The organism is Mycobacterium sp. 1465703.0 (assembly GCF_001672975.1).
Lineage (GTDB): Bacteria > Actinomycetota > Actinomycetes > Mycobacteriales > Mycobacteriaceae > Mycobacterium.
On sequence record NZ_LZKU01000168.1, the window covers coordinates 15268 to 38389 of the forward strand.

The 23122-nt window shown below is 67.0% G+C and carries 21 protein-coding genes; 9 read left to right on the forward strand and 12 right to left on the reverse strand.

Translation table 11 applies throughout. The features are described 5' to 3' along the window. Nucleotide 1: 1 nt before the first annotated feature. From A5625_RS14920 to A5625_RS14970, 11 genes are all read right to left on the reverse strand, one after another. Nucleotides 2-1831 carry an alpha-D-ribose 1-methylphosphonate 5-phosphate C-P-lyase PhnJ gene (locus A5625_RS14920; protein WP_066995019.1) on the reverse strand — a complete coding sequence of 610 codons (1830 nt, stop codon included), beginning with the start codon at nucleotides 1829-1831 and terminating at the stop codon, nucleotides 2-4. After that, nucleotides 1828-2949 carry a carbon-phosphorus lyase complex subunit PhnI gene (locus A5625_RS14925; RefSeq protein ID WP_066995022.1) on the reverse strand — a complete coding sequence of 374 codons (1122 nt, stop codon included), beginning with the start codon at nucleotides 2947-2949 and terminating at the stop codon, nucleotides 1828-1830. The genes A5625_RS14920 and A5625_RS14925 overlap by 4 nt, the downstream gene beginning before the upstream one ends. Beyond that, a complete protein-coding gene (gene phnH / locus A5625_RS14930; protein ID WP_066995024.1) occupies nucleotides 2949-3530 on the reverse strand; it encodes a phosphonate C-P lyase system protein PhnH in 582 nt (193 codons plus the stop codon). The genes A5625_RS14925 and phnH overlap by 1 nt, the downstream gene beginning before the upstream one ends. Then, a complete protein-coding gene (locus tag A5625_RS14935) occupies nucleotides 3527-3961 on the reverse strand; it encodes a phosphonate C-P lyase system protein PhnG (RefSeq protein WP_082984413.1) in 435 nt (144 codons plus the stop codon). Before A5625_RS14935 ends, phnH begins: the two co-directional genes overlap by 4 nt. Beyond that, on the reverse strand, nucleotides 3954-4706 hold the full coding sequence (locus A5625_RS14940) for a GntR family transcriptional regulator (RefSeq protein ID WP_066995029.1): 753 nt from the start codon (nucleotides 4704-4706) through the stop codon (nucleotides 3954-3956). Before A5625_RS14940 ends, A5625_RS14935 begins: the two co-directional genes overlap by 8 nt. Before the next feature lie 97 nt (nucleotides 4707-4803). Continuing rightward, entirely contained in the window at nucleotides 4804-6438 is a 1635-nt protein-coding gene (gene phnE, locus A5625_RS14945; RefSeq protein ID WP_066995032.1) for a phosphonate ABC transporter, permease protein PhnE, read from the reverse strand. Then, on the reverse strand, nucleotides 6435-7223 hold the full coding sequence (phnC, locus tag A5625_RS14950; RefSeq protein ID WP_066995035.1) for a phosphonate ABC transporter ATP-binding protein: 789 nt from the start codon (nucleotides 7221-7223) through the stop codon (nucleotides 6435-6437). The genes phnE and phnC overlap by 4 nt, the downstream gene beginning before the upstream one ends. Continuing rightward, a complete protein-coding gene (locus tag A5625_RS14955; RefSeq protein ID WP_232003699.1) occupies nucleotides 7220-8182 on the reverse strand; it encodes a phosphate/phosphite/phosphonate ABC transporter substrate-binding protein in 963 nt (320 codons plus the stop codon). The genes phnC and A5625_RS14955 overlap by 4 nt, the downstream gene beginning before the upstream one ends. 153 nt (nucleotides 8183-8335) lie before the next feature. Beyond that, nucleotides 8336-10033 carry a glycosyltransferase family 87 protein gene (locus A5625_RS14960; protein ID WP_232003700.1) on the reverse strand — a complete coding sequence of 566 codons (1698 nt, stop codon included), beginning with the start codon at nucleotides 10031-10033 and terminating at the stop codon, nucleotides 8336-8338. Then, nucleotides 10030-12735, reverse strand: coding sequence for a transglycosylase domain-containing protein (locus A5625_RS14965; protein WP_066995039.1), 2706 nt, complete (start codon nucleotides 12733-12735; stop codon nucleotides 10030-10032). Before A5625_RS14965 ends, A5625_RS14960 begins: the two co-directional genes overlap by 4 nt. Beyond that, nucleotides 12728-13162, reverse strand: a complete 435-nt coding sequence (locus tag A5625_RS14970) for a DUF5318 domain-containing protein (protein ID WP_066995143.1) — start codon at nucleotides 13160-13162, stop codon at nucleotides 12728-12730. Before A5625_RS14970 ends, A5625_RS14965 begins: the two co-directional genes overlap by 8 nt. 121 nt (nucleotides 13163-13283) lie before the next feature. Here A5625_RS14970 and A5625_RS14975 point away from each other — a divergent pair, with 121 nt between their 5' ends. From A5625_RS14975 to A5625_RS15015, 9 genes are all read left to right on the forward strand, one after another. Further along, nucleotides 13284-14168 carry a DUF1707 domain-containing protein gene (locus A5625_RS14975; protein WP_066995042.1) on the forward strand — a complete coding sequence of 295 codons (885 nt, stop codon included), beginning with the start codon at nucleotides 13284-13286 and terminating at the stop codon, nucleotides 14166-14168. 149 nt (nucleotides 14169-14317) lie between these two features. Next, nucleotides 14318-14860, forward strand: a complete 543-nt coding sequence (locus A5625_RS14980) for a PadR family transcriptional regulator (protein ID WP_066995146.1) — start codon at nucleotides 14318-14320, stop codon at nucleotides 14858-14860. Nucleotides 14861-14917: 57 nt separating this feature from the next. Further along, a complete protein-coding gene (locus tag A5625_RS14985) occupies nucleotides 14918-16015 on the forward strand; it encodes an inositol-3-phosphate synthase (RefSeq protein WP_066995045.1) in 1098 nt (365 codons plus the stop codon). Nucleotides 16016-16183: 168 nt separating this feature from the next. After that, a complete protein-coding gene (locus A5625_RS14990) occupies nucleotides 16184-17311 on the forward strand; it encodes an LLM class flavin-dependent oxidoreductase (RefSeq protein WP_066995048.1) in 1128 nt (375 codons plus the stop codon). Beyond that, nucleotides 17308-18477, forward strand: a complete 1170-nt coding sequence (locus A5625_RS14995; RefSeq protein ID WP_066995051.1) for a sulfotransferase — start codon at nucleotides 17308-17310, stop codon at nucleotides 18475-18477. Before A5625_RS14990 ends, A5625_RS14995 begins: the two co-directional genes overlap by 4 nt. A 1-nt stretch (nucleotide 18478) precedes the next feature. Beyond that, nucleotides 18479-19282 (forward strand): sugar phosphate isomerase/epimerase, encoded by an 804-nt coding sequence (locus tag A5625_RS15000; RefSeq protein WP_066995054.1) that lies wholly within the window; start codon nucleotides 18479-18481, stop codon nucleotides 19280-19282. 2 nt (nucleotides 19283-19284) lie between these two features. After that, the gene (locus A5625_RS15005; RefSeq protein ID WP_066995058.1) at nucleotides 19285-20493 is read left to right on the forward strand and encodes a DUF1214 domain-containing protein; all 1209 of its coding nucleotides are present in this window, start codon (nucleotides 19285-19287) and stop codon (nucleotides 20491-20493) included. Nucleotides 20494-20533: 40 nt separating this feature from the next. Beyond that, on the forward strand, nucleotides 20534-21448 hold the full coding sequence (locus A5625_RS15010) for an alpha/beta fold hydrolase (protein ID WP_066995149.1): 915 nt from the start codon (nucleotides 20534-20536) through the stop codon (nucleotides 21446-21448). 6 nt (nucleotides 21449-21454) lie between these two features. Next, nucleotides 21455-22063, forward strand: a complete 609-nt coding sequence (locus A5625_RS15015; RefSeq protein WP_066995061.1) for a helix-turn-helix domain-containing protein — start codon at nucleotides 21455-21457, stop codon at nucleotides 22061-22063. Here the strand turns inward: A5625_RS15015 and A5625_RS15020 are convergent. Next, nucleotides 22001-23017, reverse strand: coding sequence for an NAD-dependent epimerase/dehydratase family protein (locus A5625_RS15020; protein WP_066995065.1), 1017 nt, complete (start codon nucleotides 23015-23017; stop codon nucleotides 22001-22003). The two genes, A5625_RS15015 and A5625_RS15020, sit on opposite strands and share 63 nt — an antisense overlap. Between the last annotated feature and the right edge of the window lie 105 nt (nucleotides 23018-23122).

Below are 23122 nucleotides of genomic sequence, written 5' to 3' on the forward strand. Positions count from 1 at the left end.
GTCACCTCCTGGCCGCGGCGACCAGCCGCTGTGTGTATGGATGGTGCGGATCGTGAAAAAGCTGATCGGTCAGGCCCCGCTCGATCACCCGGCCCAACTGCATGACGATGCTGCGGTCGGTCAGCGTCTCGATCACCGAAAAGTCGTGACTGACCACGACCGCTGCGATATTGGAATCGGCGAGCAGCCCGCGCAACAAATCGAGCACGCCGGCGGCCACCGACGCATCCAGTCCGGTGGTCGGTTCGTCCAGCAGAACCACCGGTGGTTCGGTGGCGAGCGCCTTAGCGATCTGCACCCGCTGCCGCATACCACCGGAGAACGTCCCGACCGGGTCGTCCATACGGGAAAGCGGAACCTCCACTCGCTCAAGGAGTTCCGCGGCCCGACTGCGAATGTTGTGGTATCCGCGCCAGCCCGCGGCGGTGAGCCGCTCGGCGATGTTGCCGCCCGCGCTGACCCCAAAATCCAGTCCATCGGCGGGATCCTGATACACCACCGCCATGCCATCGACGCGCAGCCGTCGGCGTTCCGCGTCCGACAGGGTCAACAGATCGGTGCGCCCGTCGTCCAGGGTCGCCAGGTGAACCGAACCCGCGGTCGCGCGCTCATTGCCGATGACACAGGACAGGACTGTCGACTTACCGGATCCGGACTCGCCGATGACGCCCAGGGCCTCGCCGGGTGCGACATCGAAGGACACATCCCAGGCCGCCACGACGGCCCCGGTGCTCGGGCTTATCGCAGTGCCGAATTCGGGTCCGGTGCCGTCGACCGCATACACCCCGCCGGCGCCGTGCACCTTACCGATCGAGTCCACCCGCAGCATCCAGTCGGTGGGATCGGACCGGACGTCGCGCCGCAGGAGCGAGCCCCGATGCAGGTGCGCCGGCGGTGTCGTGCGGGCGCCGGCGCGGCGCTCCGGGTTGGGTAGCAGGTGCAGCGGTGCGCGCTCGCGATGAGCCGTGCGGTCGGCGTCGCCGGCGCGCACCCGTGCGCACCACTCGGTGTCACTGCACACAAAACCGCCGGTGGGCCCCGCCTCGACAAGGAACACGTCGTCACTGCCACACAGCTTGCAAACCCCACCCGCGCAGTACTCCACCTCGAACGGCACGTCGTCGAACGTCAGGGGGACGACATCGGTGTGCGGTGGAACTGCGTAAATCCGCTTTTCCCGCCCGGCGCCGAACAGGTTGATGTGCTCGCTGTGATGCAGCCGCGGCACGTCCCAGCGCGGAATCGGCGTGGTGGCCATGACGTAACGCCCGGCCACCAGCACGGGGTAGCCCGTGGTGCGGGTGATCATGCCGTTGCGGACGATGTCTTCGTAGAGGCTCACCCACATTGCGGCGTAATCGTTTTCGGCGTGCATGCGGGCACACTCGGCGATGGACTTCTGCACCTTCCTCAGCGGCTCGGGCACCGGCACCTGGTACACCAGCAGGTCGCCGGGCGACAAAGCCTCCTCCGGGACGCGGTGTCGGGTCTGCACCACCGTCGCCTCCCGGGTGTCGGTCGACTCGGAGCAACCAGTGGTCGCGGCGATCATCCGGCGCAGATTGGTTGCGTTGACGCCGCCGTCGTCGCCCTGATCGATGACCTTCACCGTGTCGCGCGCGCCGATCACCGACAGCGTCACCTGCAGACCACCCGAGCCCCAGCCGCGGGCCACCGGCATCTCTCGCGAGCCGAACGGGACCTGATAACCCGGCACACACACCGCGGTCAGTGCGGCACGGCGGATCTCGCGCTTACCGCTCTCGTCGAGGATGCCCGACGGCGCCTGGTCATCGGCCAGCTCGCTCAACAGGTCGGTGGTCGTGGTCATTCGCAATCCCTTCCGGCGGGCTCGGGAACGCGCACGGCTCGGCTATCCCCGGCGGCCAGCGCGGCCTGCAGCGCCTGCTTGCGCTCCACCATGGAGCGGAACGTCACGTAGTGCGGAAGCTTGAGGTGCTCCAGAAATCCGCCGGAGTCCAGGCCGTCGGTGGTCAGCAGCAGCAGCTGTTCCAGCGGACCGGTCCTGCCGAACCGGCGGTTGGCGATGTCCAGGTTCGCCATCGCGATCGCCTTACGTTCGTTGTGCCCGAAGCACATTCCGTATCCGACGTCGAACCGGCTGCGGTCCTCCTCGGCGCCGTCGAGATCCTCGATGGCTTCGGCCTCGGTCACCCGGAACTCGCCGATCGTCACAGGCTCACCCGTGTGCGGATGCTTGACCTCCAGCGGCAACCGTCCGTGCCGTACCTCCCCGAGGGTGATCTCATGGATGTCACCGTCGGGACCAAGGATCGAGCGATACCACAACGCGATGAGCGCACCGGTTTCCGCGCGCGCCATCGCTGCGAGAGATGCCGACCGCGGCGCCGGAGGCCGGGGCGGAAGTCTGGTGATGTCAAAGGGTTCCGGGTCGTCGCCGGTGCGGTGGTCGACGACGAGTCCGGCCTCGCGCAGTAAGTCGAGAAAGCGCCGCGGGCCGCGTTGGTCCGCCGTGCGCGGTTTTGCTGCCGCCGCAGGTTCATCGTCCGGAGGCGGCGGCGGCGCGGCGGTCGGCCTCTCCAGCAGCCTTTGGGTGTAGTCGGTGGTGCGGCCCAACAGCTGGGGACCGTCGGGCTCGCGGAATGCCGGAACGATGCGGCGCATGATCGTGATCCGGTCGGGGTCCACTGGCTCGCTGACGGCAAGTCGCGGCAACGTCGAGCGGTGCGCGCGCAGCAGGTGCGCGGCTTCCAGCGGGTCGCCTTCGGCCTGGCGCAGCGCCGCAGCGGCGGCGGCCTCGTCGAACAGGCCGGCCTCGCCCATCACCCGGTCGACGGCCAACCGGAACCGCGCGACGATCTGTTCGGTGCTCGCCCACGGCACCGGCGCATGGTCGCGCGCCCGGCGCACCAAGTCTTCAGCGGCGAGGATCGCTTCCAGCCCACCACGCGCCCCCGAGTAACCCATCAGTTCTCCTCCGTGATCGTGGTGGTGCGCGGCAAGCCGACGACGCGCCCGTCATCGGTCACCAGCAGAATGTCGATGCCCGCCGGATACGCGGCCACCGCGTCGGCGCGGGCCGCGACGAAACCCGTGGGCAGGCCCTTTGGAGCGATGCAGGCGGTGCCACGAATTCCCGGCCCTGAGAGCGTCCAGCGGCGTGGGCCGCCAAGCACATCGCGTACGCTGAGCGCGACCAGGGCGGCCTCTTCCGGCGCCTGGGCAGACCCGCGGGCGAAGCCGCGAACCTCGTCGTCGCTGACCGGGCGGATAGCGGCCACCAGCTTCGCCATCTCAGCCGGCCAGGTGGGCGCCGAAGTGGCCGTGGCGACCGCGTCAGCCCAGCGGTCCCCGGCGTTCTCCAACACGCACACCCCGGTACTCAAGTCCGCCAGCGCCAAGACCGGCGCGATTACCGGGACCAGCACGTCCAGCGGCTGGCTGGGTAGCGCCATCGGGACGGCGGGTCGGGCCAGCGCCTCGAGCACCGCCCGGAAGGTCTGCTGCGAAGCCGCCGGGTGTAGCGCGGCCAAGGTCTGGGCGGTCATGCCAGCTCCTCGAATTCGACGATGGTGGGAGCCAGCTCGGCCCACTCGCGGTCCTCGCGCTCCGCTTGTCGGACCGCGACCGCGCGGCACAGCCGGTCCACCTCCGCGGCGTGCGCGCGGCTCGCCTCCACCTCGGCGTCCAACACGGCGGCGGCGAGGACGGCGGCGCGGTCGTCTCCGAGCCGCATCGCCCAGCCGCGGTGACCGGCCATTTCAACCTCGGCGCGACATGCCAGGACGTCGCCGAGCAGGAAACGCTCGTCGGCCACCGGCTCACGAACCTGCGCCGACACGAAGCCGACCTCGGGCGCCACCAGCACGCGCACGTCGACCCCGTCGCTAAGGCAGGCGTCGGCCAGCTCCTTCAACTCGTCGGCCTGCGCCAAAGCGAGCAGTCCGCAGCGCTTGGCTCGCCCCAAGGGTTCACGCACCCTTTTCTCCTTCCGCTGAATCGCCTGTGGTGCAGGGGTCTTCGAGTTCGATGACCACACGCACCGCATCTGCGCGGGTCCAGGCGCTGCTGCTGAGCAACACACCGCCCGTCCCCGCATCACGGCTGATGCTGTCGATGCGCCAGACAGGCACGCTCGCCTCGATCCCCAGGCTGTGCATCACCTCGCGGGGCGGCATGTCCAAGCTGGCGCGGCACCAAGCCCGTACCGGGCGCACCCGGCCCAGCTGGCGCAGCACTGTGTCCACCGACTCGACGCTTTGCAACGCGACGTCCAAGTCGGGCACGGCTTGTACCGGGATCAGCTCCTGGGTGAGCGAGGCCAGCAGATCGTCGATGAAGAAATGCCGCACGATCCGGTACATCGGGGTCCCCACGGGCCAGCCCAGCTGCTCGGCGTGCTCTTCAGCCAGCGCGATCCGCTGCACTTCCTTGGTCTGCGAGCGCGGGGTGGCGCCGCTCGCGATCACCGTGGCATGCCAAGACGGCGGCCTGGTCCGGGCGATGACGTAGTCGATGCGCCGATTCACGAAGGTGCCCGCACCCTGGATGCGACGGACCAGCAGGCGTCGCTCCAGTTCCTGCAGCGCCGAGCGCGCCGCGGCTCGCCCGACGCCGAACCGGCTGGCCAGTTCGGGCTCGCTGGCCACCCGGGTGCCCGCCGCGCAGGCGGCCAGCTCGCCCGCCAGCTGGTCAGCGATCTCCAGATACCGCGTTGATGTCACGCCACCAGGCTGGCCGGGCAGGTCGTCCGAACAACTTCGTCGTGGCCAACGCACGCGCCACCGAAGATGAACATCCGGCACAGTTGTTTCGACCCGTTCAACTCAGCTCATGCCGCAACCAGACCGCCAGCGCCTCGACCACCAGCACGGTGACGAACACCATCAACAAAATGGTTGTCACCAACCCGAATTCGAGAATCTGTGCGCCGCTGAGCAGATCGAAGCCGATCCCCCCCGCTCCTACGATGCCCAGCAGGGTGGCCGAGCGGATGTTCACGTCGAGCTGGTACAGAACGTGGCCCACCAAACCCGGTGCGGCCTGCGGCAGCGTTCCGGTGCAGAACACCTGCCAGCGGCTGGCGCCCGTCGCACGGATGGCCTGCACCGGGCCGGGGTCGACCTCCTCGAGCGAATCAGCGATCAGCTTGCCGAGCAGACCGATGGCACCCACACTCAGCGCCAGTGTTCCCGCCACCGCGCCGAGCCCGGTGATCACCACGAACACCACCGCCAGCACCAGCTCCGGAATACCGCGGATCACCACAACAAAAATCCGAAACGCCCTGGCGACACGCGGGTTCGGCGCCACATTGCGGGCGGCCAGGCAGCCGACAGGCACCGCCAGCACCGCGCCGATCAGCGTGGCGCCCAGCGCGATCTTGACGGTCAACCACAGGTCGCGCAGCAGCTGGCCGAAAATGCCCGCGGTGTCCGGCGGCCAGAACAGCCCGGCGTTCTGCCCGATCCCCCGCAGCGAGCTCACGAAATGGATCGGATCGAGGTCCGCGCCCCACATCGACGTCGATACCACCAGCACCGCCAGCACGGCATAACCGGCGCGGCGCAGCCGCGGCCCCGTCCACGGCGGGCTGATCTGATCGCCGGTCTGCAGTGGCGCGCCGCTGCCGGGCCGCTCATCGGTGTCGCGCAGCAGCGCCCGGCGGATCGCCCCGGACAGCAGCTCGACCAGGACGCACAACGCGAGAACCACCGCGGCCAACGCCATCCCGCGCCGGTAGTCCAGTTGCTTGAATGCGGTTGCGATCGCGAACCCCAGGCCGTTCACGCCGACGAAACCCAACAGCACTGAGATCCGCAGGTTGATGTCAAGGCGGTGCAGCGCGGTCGCCACGAACGCCGGCATCACCTGTGGCAGCACGCCACTGGTCAGCTCCTGTCCCGTGCTCGCGCCGGTGGCGCGAATCGCCGCGCGGGGTCCCTCGTCGATGTGCTCGATCGCGTCGGCGTAGAGCTTGGCGACCATTCCCACCGAGTGCAGACCCATCGCCAGGACACCCGTCATCGCGCCCAGCCCGAAGATCCGCAGGAACACGATGGCCAGCACCACGTCGGGGACGGCGCGGACGATGACGATCGTGGTGCGCGCACCAAACCGGGCGCCCGTGCTGGGTGCGGTGTTGGCAGCGGCCAAAATCGCCAAGGGAACGCTGATAACCACCGACAGCACTGTCGCCGACACGACGATGGCAAGCGTTTGCCCGCACAGCTTTAGCAACTCGGGGACGCTAGGGAAGTCCAGTGGCAACATGCGGCCCGCGAAATCGACTGCGTTGCGGCCGCTGTCGATGAACGTCGCGACGTTGATCCGCAAGTCGACGACCGCCCAGCAGCCCACCAGCGCCAAGGCGAGGATGACCAGCCAAGCCAAAGTCGGCCCGGCCCGCGGCGGCCGCAGTATGCGCTCGCTATCCGCGACGGTTGCGATGGTCACGCAGGAACGCTGGCGGCGAGCAACGGCCCGGGATCCACCTTGGTATACAACGACATCGCGTTGTCATGGTCGAGCGCCGCCACCGGGGAGTCCAGCACGACGCGGCCGGCCCGCAGCCCGATGATCCGGTCACCCCAGTTCAAGGCGAGCGGGACCTGGTGCAGGCTGCACAGCACCGTGAGCCGCTGCTCGACGCTGATCTCCCGAATCAGCTGCATCACCTGGGCCGCCGATTCGGGGTCCAGCGACGCCACCGGCTCGTCAGCGAGCAGGATCTCCGGCCGCTGCATCAGCGCCCGGGCCACCGCGACCCGCTGCTGCTGGCCCCCGGACAGGGTGTCCGCGCGCTGAAAGGCCCGGTCCAGCAGGCCAACTCGGTCCAAGTGCCCCAGCGCCGCGCGACGCATGTCCCTCGGATAACTGAACAGTCCCAGTCGCGCCCAGCGCAGCCGGCCCAGCGCGCCGGTGCACACGTTCTCCAACACGCTGAGGCTGCCGACCAGGTGGAACTGCTGAAAGACGAAGCCGACCCGGCGGCGCAGGCGGCGCAGTTCGCCGCTGTGCGCCCGGCCGACGTCCGTGCCCAGCACCGTCACCGTGCCGGAAGTGGGTCGCTGCAACCCGTCAACGTGACGTAGCAGGGTCGATTTGCCCGAACCCGATGGTCCCAGTAGGACGGCGATCTCGCCGGGCGCCACCGCCAGCGAGACATCGTCGAGCGCCCGGATCTCCTGGCCGAACCGGGTGGTGACATGTTGTAAGCGGACGACTGCGTCTCCGGTCATGATTGACCCGCACACTGCTTGGCGTGGGTGGTGCGGCAGACGTTGCGGACGGTGTCGTAGAACGAGTTGTCCACCGTGGCGTAGCCCCAGCCTTTTGCTTCGCCGAGGTGGTTGCACGCCGGAGTGCAGATGCCGTTGGCGTTCATGTAGTCGACGTTGGCGTTCTGGAAGGCGTCAGACAGTTTGGTCTTGAGGATCGGCGCGAGGTCGTCGCTGATCGCGATCGGCGAGCCGGGTATCAGTTCGGACTTCCAGACCACGTTGAGCTGGCCCGGTTTCAGCTGGCCCTTCCCCGGAAGGGTGGTGTCGATCATGCTTTCCTGGGCGAACCCGGCGTCGCACTGGCCGTTGAGCACCGACAGCGCCGACGCGTCGTGGCCGCCGGCGATCACCTGCGTGACGTCCTTGTTGGGATCGATGCCCGCCTTGATCAACGCCGCGGACGGGTAGAGGAAGCCCGATGTCGAGTTCGGGTCGACGAAGCACACCTTCTTCCCCTTGAAGTCGGCGATGCTGTTGATACCGGTGCCGGGACGGGTGATCCCGTAGGAGTGGTAGCCGGGCGCAGCACCCTTGGCGACGGTCTCCGCGGCGATCGGTGTGACCTTGACCCCACTGTTCTGCGCGGTGACCAGCGAGAACGGACCGTACTGAGCAATTTGGACGGTGCCGGTGCGCTGAGCCTCGATGACCGACGAGTAGCTGGTGGCGCTTTGGAAACGGATCTTCTTGCCGGTCGCCTTCTGCAGCAACGTGATCAGGGGCTGGTAGCCCGCCTGCATGCTCTGCGCATTCTCCGAGGGAATCGCGGCGAACACGAGCTCGTCGGGGTTGCGGCCGCCGCCGGAGCCATTGCCGCTCTTACTGGCGTCGGCGCTTTGGCCGCACGATGCCAGCAGCAGCGCGGTCAGCACCGCCATGGTGGCGAAACGGACCGAGCTTCGGGCGGGTGTGGACATCCGGATCTCCTTTTTGACAGCCAAAAGCCAGAGCAGACGTCCAGATGGTTTCGGGGAACGGTGCAGCGCAGAGGAAGCAGCGGTTACCGGACGGCGAATTTCCGTTGTGAATTAGCCCCACTCGACCGCATGAGCCTCAACTTCAATAGCCGTTCAACGGGAGGCGGTTGAATCCCGATGCGACGCCGTCTGGTCACCGGGGCCGGTCGCCGCGTCATCATCGGCTGCGTCGACGGTTTCGGTCGGAAGCGCCGGCGGACGCCGCATTGCGACCGGACACAACCAGTCCGGCAGCCAGCCGGGCGGGTCGTCAGGTGCGCGATCGAACGGTCCGCCCGCTGGATCGTCGACCCGTCCGCCCCATCGCACCAAGTCCTCACCCGGCCGGTAGATCTGCCGAATCACGAGAACGCACAACACGATCACCGCGACATCTCGCGCCAGCACCGCGGTGGTGAAGAACTGCTCCGGTAATGACCGGCTGGGGTTGCCGTACAGGTAATACATCCGCGGCACCCACACCACCGCATCGATGGTCATCCACGCCAGCAGCACCCGGCGATGCGGCAGTGCGAGCACTGCCAGCGGCACAAGCCACAGCGAGAATTGCGGGCTCCACACCTTATTGGTCAGCAGGAACGCCGCGATCACCAAGAACAACAGCTGGGCCACCCGCGGCCGCTGTGGGGCGGTCAACGCGACGAATGCGATTGCGGCACAACACGCTATGAACAGCACCGCGACAACGGTGTTCAGCGTCGTCGGTGGCTGCCAGAATCCGAGCTTGGGATCGAAGCCTCGCCAGCCGGTGAACGATTTGATGACGTTGTACAGCGAGTCCATGTCGTCGCCGCGCCGCGTGTTGAGCCGGAAGAACTCCGACCATCCGCGCGGGAAGAAGATCAGCACGGGCAGGTTCACCAACAGCCAGGTCACCCCGGCCGCCACGGTGGTGCGGCCCCACGCACGCAGCCGTCCGGTGCGGATTCCCAGCAGCAGCATCGGCCCTAAAAACAGCAATGGATACATCTTCGCCGCGGCACCCAAGCCGATCAGCACGCCGGCCAGCACCGGTTTTCGTCGCGCCCAGGCCAGCAGACCCGCCATCGCGAATGCCGTTGCCAGCGCATCGAAGTTGGTGAATATCTGGAAAATCAATATCGGGGAGCCGGCCACCAGGGCCGCGTCCCACACGCGTCGCCCGGCCAGGCCCGCGCTCGCCCAGACAGTGGCCAGCCAAGCCAGCGCCAGACCGAATGCGGCAACATCGAAGAACATCACCACCTCCGCGACCACCGGAAGCGGGGCAAGCTTGCTCAGCGCGGTATAGGTCTTAGCCAACGCCATCGAGACGTACTGGTATATCCCGGTCAACACCGGATACTCCATGTAGCGCACCGCGGGCTGGCCGTCGTAACGGATCTGCTTTGCGCCGGTGCCGTCGGTCTCGACCCAACTCGACTTGTAGGGAAATCTGCCCTGGTTCAACAACTCCGCGCCGTAAAGCGGCACGGTGTCGGAGTAGCACAACTCGTAGTAAGCCCGTTGATTATCCCAGTTGGCCACCCGCTGATCGCCGGTCCCGCTGCCGGTGCTTTGCAGACAGGCTGCTTTCGTCGACCAACCGAGGGCCAGGAAAACCAACGCGATCAAGAACATCACTCGCAGCGGGGTCATCAGCCGAGAACGGCCGATCAGCGCGTGCCGGCCCACCGGCCCACCGATGACCTCGGCGAGCGCGCCGCCCAGAAAGTCGGTGCGGCTCGGGCAGTCTCGGCTCTCGGCGCTACGCAGATCCGCGGCCAGCCGCTGCGGGGAAATGGTGGCACCGTGCTCCGCCGCGCCGGTCACGGTGGCGGTGGCGGCGCCTGCGGTCCACCCGGCGGGATGCCACCACCCGGCGGGCCACCGAACGGACCGTTGCCGCCGGGCGGGCCACCGAACGGACCGCCGCCACCGGGCGGGCCACCGAACGGACCGCCCGGCTCCGGCCCGGCCGGCGGGCCACCGCCGGGTGCCGGTGGTGCCCCGGTCACCGTCGTGGGCGGCCCGATCGGGATGGTGATGCCCGGTGCGACTTCGATGCTGGGCTGGATGACGGTCTCTTTCGGCGGCGGGGGTGGCGGAGGCGCGGGCACACCTGCGTAGCCGCCGATCTCGGTCGGCTTGGGGAAGGATTCGTTGGACGTGCCCTTGAGTGCGCCGTCCATGGTGGACTTCCAGATGTCCGACGGCAGCCCCGAGCCGTAAACCGGTGAACCCCCAGCCGTCACCAGCGGCGCATCGCCTTTCACCGTGCCCACCCAGACCGCTGTCGACAGCGACGGCGTATAGCCCACCATCCAGGCGTCCTTGTTCGAGCTGGTGTCACCGAGCTGCGTGGTGCCGGTCTTGGCCGCTGACGGCCTACCGCCGGCCAGGGCGTGGCCGCGTGAATAGCTGGCGATCGGTGCCATCGCCGCGGTGACGTTGTCGGCAACGGCCTTCGGGACGCGCTGCTCATTCTTGTTGTTGTCGGAGGTGGCGGCGTCGAAGAGGACCTGGCCGTCGGAGTTGACCACCTTCTGCACGAAATGCGGCTGGTGGTAAACGCCGGAGGCGGCCAGCGTCGCATACGCCGAGGCCATGTCGAACACGCGGGTTTGGTACTGGCCGAGCACAATTCCGTTGTTCGGTGGTCCACCCTGGCCGTCCTCGGACAGGGTGTGGTCGACGCCGGGGAAGCTGGTGGCGATGCCGGCTTGGTGCGCCGCATCGGCAACGGCCTGCGGTCCGCCCTTGAGCTTGAGCATCAGCCGGTAATAGGAGGTGTTCAGCGACATCTTGAGCGCCTGGGCCAGGTTGCAGGTTCCGCAACTCTCGCCCTCGACGTTGGTGATCTTGATGCCGTTGACCGTCAGCGGGGAACTGTCGATCTGATAACCCAGGCCGATGCCCTGTTCGAGCGCGGCGACCAGCGCGAACACTTTGAACGACGACCCGGTCTGCAGCCCGGCCTGAGCGAAATCGAAACCGTAGGCGTCGGTGCCGCCGTAGTACGCACGTATCGCGCCGTCGTGCGGATCGACCGAGACCACCGCCGAGCGCATCTCCGGGTCCTGGCCGTCGAGGTTGTTCGACACCGCCTTTTCCGCCGCCTGCTGGGCCTTCGGGTCGATGGTGGTGGTGACTTGCAGACCCTGGGTGTTCAGGGTCCGCTCGTCGATGTTGAACAGCTCCATCAGCTCTCTGGTCACCTGGCGCTCAATCAGCCCGTTGGGCCCGGTCGTCTGGTTCTGGGCGCGCGCCTGATCCGGAGGCACGGTCGGCGGGAACTCTTGCGCGGAACGGTCACTCGGAGACAGCGCCTTGGTTTCCACCATGCCGTCGAGCACCCACGCCCAGCGGGCCCGGGCGCCCTGTGGATCGACCGCCGGGTCGAGCGAGGACGGCCGCCGGATGAGCGCCGCCAGCAGCGCGCCTTCGGACACCGTGAGCTGCTCGACGGGTTTGTTGAAGTAGGACTTGGCGGCGGCCGAGATCCCGTAGGCGCCCCGGCCGAAATAGATGATGTTCAGATAGGCCTGCAGCACATCGTCTTTCGACCACTCCCCCGACATCTTGGTGGCGATGACCAGTTCCTTGGCCTTGCGCATCAGACCGCTGACGCCGTGCTGGGCCGAACCCACCAGTGCGTTCTTCACGTACTGCTGGGTGATCGTGGATCCGCCCTGCAGGTCGCCGCTGCCGAACAGGTTGTTGTTCACCGCGCGCACGAAACCGCTGAAGTCGAAGCCCGGGTTCGAATAGAAATTGCGGTCTTCGGCGGCGATCACCGCCCGGCGCACATGTACCGGAACCTGGTTGATATTGACGTCGACCCGATTGCCTTCGGGCGGGATGATTTTGGCGATCTCCGAGCCGTCGCTGGCCAGGATGGTCGAAACCTGGTTGGTGCGAAGGTCACCCGGTTTGGGAATGTCGACGATGAAATACGCCATCGCGAACGTGACGATCGGCAGCAATACCAGCACGGCCGCGCAGAGATAGGCCCCGCGCCGTACCCACAGCCAGTTGATCTGCTCGGTCCACGCCCAGTCGCGCCATGGTCCGGCGGGCCACCGACCGTGACCGCCGGGTCCCTGCGGGCCTCCCGGTCGCCGGGGCGGAGGGGGCGGTCCGCTCGGCGGACCGCCGCCGAGGCCGGCCCGCTCGCGGCGGCCGGAGGTCGGACCCCGGCGATCGAGTGCGGCCTTGACCTCGTCGAGCGCGTCGCGTCGCAGGGGCGTCGAAGGCGGACCGGCCAGCGCGGCTTTAACTTCGTCGATGGGATCGTTGCGCCGCGGCGCCCGGTCATCTTTGACCGGCGGCAGGATCGTGGTCAGTCGATCGTCGGGCGGTGCCGGACGGCGGCGGCTGGGCGGCGGTGGCGCAGCCCGACGTTCGGGGTCGCGAGGACCGGCGTCCGGACGGTCTGGTTCCGGACGCTCGTTGCGACTCTGATTGCCTCCATGCTCAGACGTTGGCCCGCGAGGGTCACCGGACGACTGGCTGCGGCGTCCTTCGTTATTCAATGGCCGTGCGGGCCCCGTTGCGCGCCGTCCGGGTGCGTCCGGTTCCCCTGGGAGGAGGTGCCGGGCGTGCCGCACCGAGCACATACGACTTGACGAGATGATTCCAGCTGCAAGTCCGGCATACCTCCACCACGTGGACAGCGAACTCGTCGAAGCGGGTTGCCAGCATCACCAATTCTTCGGCCGTGCGGGCCGAGCCCGACACCGGACCCAGGTGTTCGCCGAACACCCACGACACCAGTGTCAGCTGCTCCTTGCGGCAGATCGGGCACATGACCTGGCTCGGTTTTCCGTGAAACTTGGCGGCTCGCAGCAGATAAGGGTTCGCGTCGCACACCTCGGACACACCGGTGCGGCCCGAGTACACCTCGGCCAGCAGTGAGCGCCGCCGGAGCGCGTAGTCCACCACTTGTCGCTGCAGTCGCACGCCCACCAGAGTACGTCGCCTTCCCGACCAGTGATACGCAACCGAACCGTGGCGGTCCGCGCCTGGGCGATCGCCGGCGGTTTCGGCGCCGAACAACGGCCGGACTTCTACGATCTTTCCCGTGGCGAAATGGCTCGGGACATCTGGCGGGACACCCTTTGCTCGCGGGACGACTACCCGCGCCAAGGACAGCGACCGCCAAGACACCTGCACGGTCCTCGATGGCGCCCTGGCCGACGGCGAGCTCTCCGCCGAAGAGCACCGGGAGCGGGTCAGTGCGGCCACCAAGGCGGTGACGCTGGGCGAGTTGCGGGCCCTGGTCGACGATCTGCAAGGCAATCCCGGGCAGCAGCTGCCGCCCCTCGATTCGCGGCCGAAGCTGCCGCGTGTCGGCGGGTGGGGCGTGCCGGCCGCCGCCTTCGCGGTGTCGGTGCTCCTCGGCATCGGCATCGGCTGGGGTCTGTACGGCAACACCCGTTCGCCGTTGGACTTCACTACCGATCCCGGCGCCAAACCCGACGGCGTCGCCGCCGTGGTGTTGACGCCGCCCACTCAGCTGCACTCGGTAGGCGGTCTGACCGGGTTGCTCGAGCAGATGCGCAAACGATTCGGCAACACCACCGGCTACCGGCTGGTGATATATCCGACCTACGCCGCACTGGACCGGCCGGATCCCTCCGACGACCGCCGGGTGCTGGCCTATACCTACCGCGGCGGGTGGGGCGATCCGACCAGTTCGGCCAAAAGCTCCTCGGACGGTCCGGTCCCCGTCGACCTGAGCACGTTCGACGTCACCAAGACGGTGGGCATCATGCGCGGCGCTCCCGAGACGCTGCGGATGAAGCCGTCGGACGTCAAAACCACCTACTTAATCGTCGAGCCGGCAACCGACCCGACCACGCCCGGCGCGCTTTCACTCTCGTTGTACGTCTCCAGCGACTACGGCGGCGGCTACATCTCCTTCGCGGGTGACGGCACCGTCAAACAGATGAGCTTGCCCACGTAAACGCCGGTCACCGGCACGCCCGTGTCGTCCCGAGAGTGTGACGAACTGCAAACCAACGTCCAGTGGTGTTGTGGCTAATATATCGAGACGATACGATTGCGCGAGGCGTCGAACCGTCGTAACCAGCCATGCAAAAAGGGGGTGTATCGATGCTCGAGCTTGCCATCCTGGGTCTCCTGATCGAATCGCCCATGCACGGGTATGAGTTGCGCAAACGGCTGACCGGTCTACTCGGCGCGTTCCGGGCGTTTTCGTACGGTTCGCTCTACCCGGCCCTGCGGCGCATGCAGGCCGACGGGCTGATTGCCGAGGACGCCGCCCCGGCCGGGACGCCCGTCCGGCGGGCCCGGCGCGTCTACCAGCTGACCGACCAGGGCCGTCGGCGCTTCGGTGAGCTGGTGGCCGACACGGGTCCGCACAACTACACCGACGACGGCTTCGGGGTACACCTGGCCTTCTTCAACCGGACTCCGGCAGAGGCGCGGATGCGCATTCTGGAAGGCCGCCGCCGTCAGGTCGAGGAACGGCGGGAAGGTCTGCGTGAAGCCGTGGCGCGGGCCAGTAGCTCGTTCGATCGCTACACCCGCCAGCTTCATCAATTGGGGCTCGAGTCCAGTGAGCGCGAAGTCAAGTGGCTCAACGAGCTCATTGCTGCGGAGCGGGCTATGCCCGGCCTCTCCGAGCAAACGTAAACCCCCGGCACGAACCCGCATCCCAGTCCAGAGGTTAAAGGTTAGGAGAACGCCCATATGAGTGACCAGAACGCGCCGCAGGCGTCGACGGAGGTACGAGTCGCCATTGTCGGCGTCGGTAACTGCGCGTCTTCGTTGGTTCAGGGCGTGCAGTACTACCACGACGCCGACGAGAACAGCACCGTGCCCGGCCTGATGCACGTGAAGTTCGGCCAGTACCACGTGCGCGACGTGAAGTTCGTCGCCGCGTTCGACGTGGACGCCAAGAAGGTCGGATTCGACCTGTCCGAGGCGATCTTCGCTTCGGAGAACAACACCATCAAGATCGCCGACGTGCCGCCGACCAACGTGACGGTGCAGCGCGGTCCGACGCTGGACGGCATCGGCAAGTACTACGCCGACACCATCGAGGTGTCCGATGTGGAGGCCGTCGACGTCGTTGCGGCGCTGCGCGAGGCCAATGTCGACGTGCTGGTCTCCTACCTCCCGGTGGGCTCCGAAGAAGCCGACAAGTTCTACGCACAGTGCGCCATCGACGCCGGCGTGGCGTTCGTCAACGCGTTGCCGGTGTTCATCGCCTCGGACCCGGTGTGGGCCAAGAAGTTCGCCGACGCCGGTGTCCCGATCGTCGGGGACGACATCAAGAGCCAGGTCGGCGCGACCATCACACACCGCGTGATGGCCAAGCTGTTCGAGGACCGCGGCGTGCAGCTGGACCGCACCATGCAGCTCAATGTCGGCGGCAATATGGACTTCCTCAACATGCTCGAGCGCGAGCGGCTGGAGTCCAAGAAGATCTCCAAGACGCAGGCCGTCACCTCCAACGTGCAGCGGGAGTTCAAGACCCGGGACGTGCACATCGGACCGTCCGACCACGTGGGCTGGCTCGACGACCGCAAGTGGGCCTACGTCCGGCTCGAGGGCCGCGCCTTCGGTGACGTGCCGCTGAACCTGGAGTACAAGCTCGAGGTGTGGGACTCGCCGAACTCGGCGGGCGTCATCATCGACGCGGTGCGGGCGGCCAAGATCGCCAAGGACCGTGGCATCGGCGGCCCGGTGATCCCGGCGTCGGCCTACCTGATGAAGAGCCCGCCGCAGCAGCTGCCCGACGACGTCGCGCGCACCCAGCTCGAAGAATTCATCATCTCGGGCTAAGGCCTTCGATCGCGCCCCGCACCATTAGGTGACGTTCCGAAGTCGCTAGCACCGGCGCTAGCGAACCGCGGATCGCCTGATGGTCGGGGCGCGGTGCCATGTGGTGGCTGAGGCCTTGGCGCCAATTCATCGACACGACGCTGTGCAGGTGCTTAGCATCATGTCTCGATGACCGTTCAACCCGCAGCGTTCCTCCGCACGACGCTCCCCCTCGACCTGTCCCGGCTCGAAGAATTCGATAGCGGCCGGTACCACTCCATTTGGCTGCCCGATCACATGGTCAGCTTCTGGCCCGACTCGATCTGGACTCCCGAGTTCACCGACCTGGCCACCGCGTCCCTGTCGCCGCACCGCCACCTGGATGGGTTGGCGGTAGCGGCCGCGGCGGCCGTGCTGACCGAGCGGGTTCCTCTGGTCAGCGCCGTGGTCGATACCGTGCGCCGCCATCCCGTCATGCTCGCGCAGACGGCGCTGACCATCGATCACCTCGCCAAGGGCCGTTTCATTCTCGGGCTGGGCAGCGGCGAGAGCGAGAACACGCTGCCCTACGGCTTCGACTTCTCCCGGCCGGTCAGCCGGTTCGAGGAAGCCCTGACGGTGATCCGGCTGCTGTGGGAGAGCGACGGCCCGATCGACTTCGACGGCCAGTTCTATTCGCTGCACCATGCCCGATTGGATACCGAGCCCTACCAGGGTCGCCCGCCCCAGCTGTGGATCGGCGCCAGCGGCCCCCGGATGCTCGACATCACCGGCCGGTACGCCGACGGGTGGTGGCCGGCGGGAGCGTGGACTCCGGAGCATTACGCCGAGATGCTTTCGGCGGTAAGGGCATCCGCAGAGCGCGCCGGCCGCGATCCGATGGCGATCACCCCGTGTTTCATCCAGGTTTGTCTGATCGGCGAAAACGAAGACGCCCTCGCCGACATCTTGGACGCTCCGCTGGTCAAGGCGTTCCTGTTGCAGGTCTCGGCAAAGACGTTGAGCGGCTTCGGTTTCAAGCACCCGATGGGCGACGGCTGGCGCGGGTTTCAGGACATCGACCCGGCCGTGCTCACCCGGGATCGGATCGTCGAGTTTCTGGACGGCGTCCGGCCCGAGATGGTCCTCGCGGTGGTACCTCACGGCACGCCGAAAGAGGTCGCCAAAATCGTCAAGACCTATGTGGACGCGGGCTTGCGGGTGCCCAAAATTCTCGATTACGGCGCGATGGCCGGTCTGAAATACGCACAGACTTCGGCGGCCAACGTCCGCGCTGCCGAGGACGAACTCGTGCAGCTCTGCGGAGACCTGTCGTGACAACGCTTTTGGACGCTACCGAGATGCTGGCCGCCGCTGAGGCGGAAACCGGGCTGCGCGACTACGGCGATCCCACGTTGCCGGAACGCTTCGCCGTGGCCGTCGATCATCTCAACGGCCTGGGCATGGATGCCGACGGCCGGTTCGAGGCCGCGCAGGTATGTCGCTGGCTGCTGACGTCGCGTCTGGAACTGATCGAAGACCGCAATCGCTATCCGATCGGCGCCGAGGTGATCGAGTCACCGATGTTCGTCACCGGCGAACCCCGTTCGGGGACAACGCTTATGCACGCTCTGATGTCCGTTGACCCGCAGGCACGGGCGCTGCGGTTTTGGGAGGTGATGTACCCGTCTCCGCCGCCCGGGCTTGCCGGAGCCGATGACGACCGGCGCGCCCGGGCCGATGCCGACTGGCGCGAGATCAACGCCAAGATGCCGAAATGGCTGCACAGCCACCCCTACAACGACATGCTGGGTGACGGGCTTCCCGAGGACGAACGGACCTGGGCGTTCGACTTCCGGGTGATGACGCCCACCGCGTGGTGGCGGGTACCGATGCAGTCGCTGGTCGGCGGTCTGGCCACCGACCCGGCCGCGCAATACCGGCTGCACAAGGCGATGCTGCAACAACTACAGTACAACCGGCCGCGAAAGTACTGGGTGCTGAAGGGCTTTCACGGCTTCCGGCTCAAAGAGATGTTCGACGCCTATCCCGACGCCCGGTTGGTGTGGCTGCACCGCGACCCGGTTCAGGTCGCCGCATCGCGCACCATGATGATGGCCGACATCGCCGAAGGCATGGTCGGGCCGGTCGACCTGCACGCGCTGGCCAAGATGCACCTCGAGCTGACCCGCGCCAGCATCGCCAACACGATGAGCAATCCGCTCGTCGATGATCCACGCATCCTGCACGTCCGCTACGCCGACTTCATCGCCGATCAAATCGCCACCGTCCGGCGCTACTACGCGTTCTGTGGACGCGAGCTCACCGCCGACGCCGAGTCGGCGATGCGCGCCTACCTGGCCAACAATCGCGGCGACCGCTACGGCAAGTTCCGCTACTCCACCCAACTGCTGACCGACATCGGCGAAGACCTCGACGCGCTGCACGCCGAATTCCGGCCCTTCCGTGAGCGATTCGGCGTGGCGATCGAGAACCGGGCCTGACATGTCCGGCGTGCACAAGCGGCTGTCGGTGCACAACGTAACCTTCTACGGCGAGTCGCTGGCCGCGCTCGAGGCGCACTGGGCAGCACTCGGTGTGTCCCGGCTGAGCATCCTGGACAGCCAGCTGCTCGATCCCGAGTTCGCAAAGTTATTGCAGCGCAATGCCTACTCCGTCGAGGCGGTATGCCACATCTTCGGCGGGGGCCGGCTGGAAACCGGCGCGCCCGCGGCGCGCGACGCGCTGCTGCGGGTGATCGATGCCGCGGCCACAGTGGGCGCACGGGTGGTCTACATGCTCACCGGCGGCCGGGGCGACCTGAACTGGTCACAGGCCGCCGATCGCTTCCGCGGCATGATCGCTCCGTGCGTCGAACACGCGAAACGCGCCGGGGTGGCGCTGGCCATCGAGAACGCCTCCAGCCTTTACGCCGACATCCATCTCGCCCACACCCTGCGCGATACCATCACGCTGGCCGAGGCGAGCGGACTTGGCATTTGCATCGAGCTGTTCCACTGTTGGGCGGAGGGTGATTTCGAAGCGATGGTGCAGCGGGCATTGCCACGAACCGAGCTCATCCAGCTCAGCGACTACGTGCTGGGCGACCGGGCACTCCCGGGTCGCGCGGTGCCCGGCGACGGCGCGATTCCGCTCGAAGCGTTCGTCGGCCAAGCGCTGGCCGGCGGCTACGCTCACGGATTCGACCTGGAACTGATCGGTCCCCGCATCGACGCGGAGGGCCGCTTGCAATCCGCGCAACGCGCTTGCCTGGTCGTCGGAGCGATGCTGGACAGATTGGGTGCATGACAATGGGTTTCGGTGACGGCGCCGACGACGCGTCGCTGCAATCGGCATGGACCGATTTTTGTGCCCGGCTACAGAGCGCGGGCGAGCAGGTCTTCAAAGACGCCAACCCTGCCGACGGCCTGCACCGCGCTGACGCCTACCGATTCCTCACCCAGAACCTGGGCCAAGCCTTCGATCTGGCCCTCGAAACCCGAGACACCGGTTACCCTGCGCTGCATACCTTCTGCGGCCCGACCCGCAAGCTCGGCGGGGACTGCGGCGACTTCACCTATCAACAGGCATGGATCGACGGGCACTCGACATACCGACTCACCGGCACCCGCGGCACCTCCCGCTTTTTCAACGTCACAGTGCAGGGCCGGCGCGTCCCCGGCCCCGGGGTATTGCACGAACCGTTCGGCGACACACCGGAGGCCAACCTGCTCGGCCACCAACTTGATATCGCCGAGGATGGGCGGTTCGAGCTCTACATCGGCGGGCCCGAACAGGGACCGAACTGGCTGCCCACCACGCCGGAGTCACGAAAACTGTTCATCCGTCAGGGATTTGACCGCTGGGATGAGTCGCCGGCGCAGATGCACATCGAACGCATCGACATGGCCTCCCCCAAACCGTTGCCCACCCCGGCCGACATGGCCGGGGCAATGCGGTGGGCGGGTGAATTCGTCACCGGCCTGATGTCGGACTGGCCGGAATTCCCCTTCCACTACGGAGGGGTCGACGCCGAACACCCGAACACATTCCCGCGCGTCGGTGCGACCGACGCCGATAACAAACGTGGCCGGGCCGCGGCCAACATGTATTGGGAGCTCACCGCCGACGAGGCCCTGATCGTGGAATTCGATGCCCACGCCGGGCTGTGGATGTTGACCAACATGGGTGTCTTCTTCAACAGCATGGATTACCTCTATCGCCCGGTGAGCTACACGCCGAGCCGCACCAAGGTCGACCGCGACGGGCGCATCCGTCTGGTTATGGCTCACCGTGATCCCGGCGTGCACAACTGGCTGGACACCCAGGGCTTCGAGCGCGGCAACCTGACCTACCGGCACATGCTCGAGGGCGAGCCCGTCACGCTGGACACCCGGCTGGTCAAGCACGACGAACTGCCCGAGGCCCTGCCGAAGGAAACCGCCATGGTGAGTGCAGCCGAGCGCACCACCGCGATGTGGGAGCGCTTCCATGGCATTCGCCGCCGCTATGTCCTCTAGACGCCCGGTCCTCTAGACGCCGGCGCTAGTGTCAAAGATCGTGACCGAGATCTCCGAAGACGAATTGGCCGGGCTGTCCGAATTCTCCCTACTGTCCGAGAACGCCGAGCAGGCCGGGGTGTCCGGTCCACTGCCCGACGTCGAGCGGGTCGAGTCCGGCACGGGCGAAAGCAAAATCAGCGCGTTGCGCTGGGGCAGCACTCCCCCGCGCATCGTGTTCTTCCACGGTGGCGGACAAAACGCGCACACCTGGGACACCGTCATCGTCGGCGTTGGTGAGCCAGCACTGGCGGTCGACCTTCCCGGCCACGGCCACTCCGGCTGGCGCGAGGACGGCGACTACTCGCCGCGGCACAACGCCGACACGTTGTTGCCGATCCTGCGCGAGCACGCCGCATCGGCCGACCTCGTCGTCGGCATGTCGCTGGGTGGATTGACCGCGATCCGGCTGGGCGCACTCGCACCCGAACTGGTCAAAGAACTCGTGCTGATCGACGTCACCCCCTCGGCGCTGCAACGACATTCCGAGCTGACCAAGGAGCAGCAGGGCACTGTGGCGCTGATGCACGGGGAACGCGAGTTCCCCAGTTTCCAGGCCATGTTGGACCTGACCGTCGCCGCGGCGCCGCACCGGGAGGTGAAGGCACTGCGCCGCGGCGTGTTTCACAACTCGCGCAAGCTGGATAACGGCAAATGGACGTGGCGCTACGACGCCATCCGCACCTTCCCCGACTTCACCGGCCTGTGGGACGACGTGGATGCATTGCGCGCGCCCGTGACCCTGGTACGCGGCGGATCGTCGGGTTTCGTCACCGACGAGGACGCGACCGAGCTCAGCCGTCGCGCAAAGCATTTCCGCTCCGCGCACGTGGTGGAGAATTCGGGCCATTCCGTGCAAAGCGACCAGCCCCGCAAGCTGATCGAGGTTCTGCGTGGGGTGCTCGAGGCGCGCTGAGCCACCATGACCGACCAGGATCGTCCCGCTAGGCCTGCCGGACGACCGCGCGACACATCGATCGATGAGCGGGTCCTCTCGGTGACGCGTGACTTGCTGGTGGAGGTTGGCTGGGACGAGCTCAGCATGCGGTTGGTCGCGGCGCGCTCCGGGGTGGGCCGGTCGAGCCTGAACCGTCGCTGGTCGTCGAAGGCGGAGTTGGTGCTGCACGCCATATTGGGCGAAGCGCCCGATCTGGCACGCTTTTCCGGTACCGACCTGAGTGGGTGGATTGATTGGGTGGTGCGCGGTAGCCATGAGCTGTTCAACAGACCCGACGTGCGGGCCGCGGTGCCCGGGTTGCTGCTGGCGCTGGGTGAAAACGATGAACTCCGGAAAGGGTTGTGGGAGAAGTTCAGTGGTCCGGCCGTGCAGTTGTTCGGCGAGCGGGTATCTTCGAGCACTCCCCCGCACCGGCGTCGTGCCGATCTCGACGCCCGGGCGGCGCTGGCGATGGCGGCCGGCGCAGCGCTGTTCGTCACCACGGTTGCCCGCGAGGACGACTCCGAAGCGCTACGACACCGGATCGCTGCTCTGTTGCGGACGGCGCTCTTCGATGCCACCGGCAAGCAGTGACTCGACGATGGCGGCTTTCGGGCAGCGCCAGGTGATGCCAAGGTCGCGGAGCGTTTCGGTGTCGTCGGTGGGTGTGGCGGCGGTAAGCAGCAGCGCCGCTTCGTAACTGAGGCCGTCGCCGAGCGCGACGTATCGACCGGCGGCGTCGGTGAGGCGACCGATCCCGCGCAACACGCTCGCGGGGAACGGCACCCGCCGTATCCGCCGACCCAAACCCTCTTCGAGTGCGTCGATCATCTCCGCGAAGGTGAGTAGCTGCCCGCCACAGACGTATCGGTGTGGACCACGACCCGCCTTCATGATTCGCGCGTGCACGTCGGCGACATCACGCACATCGATCATCTGCATGCCGCCACGTACACTCGGCGCCACCCTCCACCGCACGATCGGTGCCCATCCTTGTTCGGTGACGCCGGCCGCGGTGCCGAAGGCCGGACCCACGACACTCGAGGGATACGTCACCACCACCGGCGCCCCGGTCTCCTGCAACCGCCGGGCGACGCGATCGGCGTAGCCCTTGGTCTTCGCGTAGGCGCTGCGGCCACTGGCCGTGGGCGTATCGGCAGTGATGATCCCGTCGGGCGGCGGGAACAGCGCGCTGTAGCTGCTGACCAACACCACCGGGTCGAGCCCAAGATCGACCGCACGGGTCAAAACCGCTTCGGTTGCATAGGCATTGACGTCCCACATCAACTGGGCGCGACGTTCGTCGGTGCCCACCACGCCGGCGGCATGCAGCACCGCGTCTGTTCCGGCGAGAAGTTGCTCGATCGTCGAAGCGGATCGCACGTCACCGTCGAGCACCGTCACAGTCCCGAGGCCACGGAACCGGTCGATGACGGTCCCGGGCTCATCGGGAGCCACCAACAGTTTCACGTGATGACCGGCCTGAAGCAGCGCCCGCACCGTATGCGCGCCGAGGTATCCGGTTCCGCCGGTGACCGCTACATGCACTCTTCGTCTCCGCCCTTTGGTCGAGCCGCCGTGTTTATATTTCGGTGCCAATGGTATCGAAACTAGCGTAGACCTCGATGCGGCTGGGTCCCCTGACCCTGAAAA

Excerpts from the sequence above, each read along its gene's own strand:
- A5625_RS14925 (WP_066995022.1), bottom strand. The coding sequence starts at position 2,949 with ATGGGTTACTCGGGGGCGCGTGGTGGGCTGGAAGCGATCCTCGCCGCT.
- A5625_RS15000 (WP_066995054.1), top strand. The coding sequence starts at position 18,479 with ATGTCCGGCGTGCACAAGCGGCTGTCGGTGCACAACGTAACCTTCTAC.
- A5625_RS14920 (WP_066995019.1), bottom strand. The coding sequence starts at position 1,831 with ATGACCACGACCACCGACCTGTTGAGCGAGCTGGCCGATGACCAGGCG.
- phnC (WP_066995035.1), bottom strand. The coding sequence starts at position 7,223 with ATGACCGGAGACGCAGTCGTCCGCTTACAACATGTCACCACCCGGTTC.
- phnH (WP_066995024.1), bottom strand. The coding sequence starts at position 3,530 with ATGACCGCCCAGACCTTGGCCGCGCTACACCCGGCGGCTTCGCAGCAG.
- A5625_RS14980 (WP_066995146.1), top strand. The coding sequence starts at position 14,318 with ATGCTCGAGCTTGCCATCCTGGGTCTCCTGATCGAATCGCCCATGCAC.
- A5625_RS15015 (WP_066995061.1), top strand. The coding sequence starts at position 21,455 with ATGACCGACCAGGATCGTCCCGCTAGGCCTGCCGGACGACCGCGCGAC.
- A5625_RS14990 (WP_066995048.1), top strand. The coding sequence starts at position 16,184 with ATGACCGTTCAACCCGCAGCGTTCCTCCGCACGACGCTCCCCCTCGAC.
- A5625_RS15005 (WP_066995058.1), top strand. The coding sequence starts at position 19,285 with ATGGGTTTCGGTGACGGCGCCGACGACGCGTCGCTGCAATCGGCATGG.
- A5625_RS14955 (WP_232003699.1), bottom strand. The coding sequence starts at position 8,182 with ATGTCCACACCCGCCCGAAGCTCGGTCCGTTTCGCCACCATGGCGGTG.
- A5625_RS14985 (WP_066995045.1), top strand. The coding sequence starts at position 14,918 with ATGAGTGACCAGAACGCGCCGCAGGCGTCGACGGAGGTACGAGTCGCC.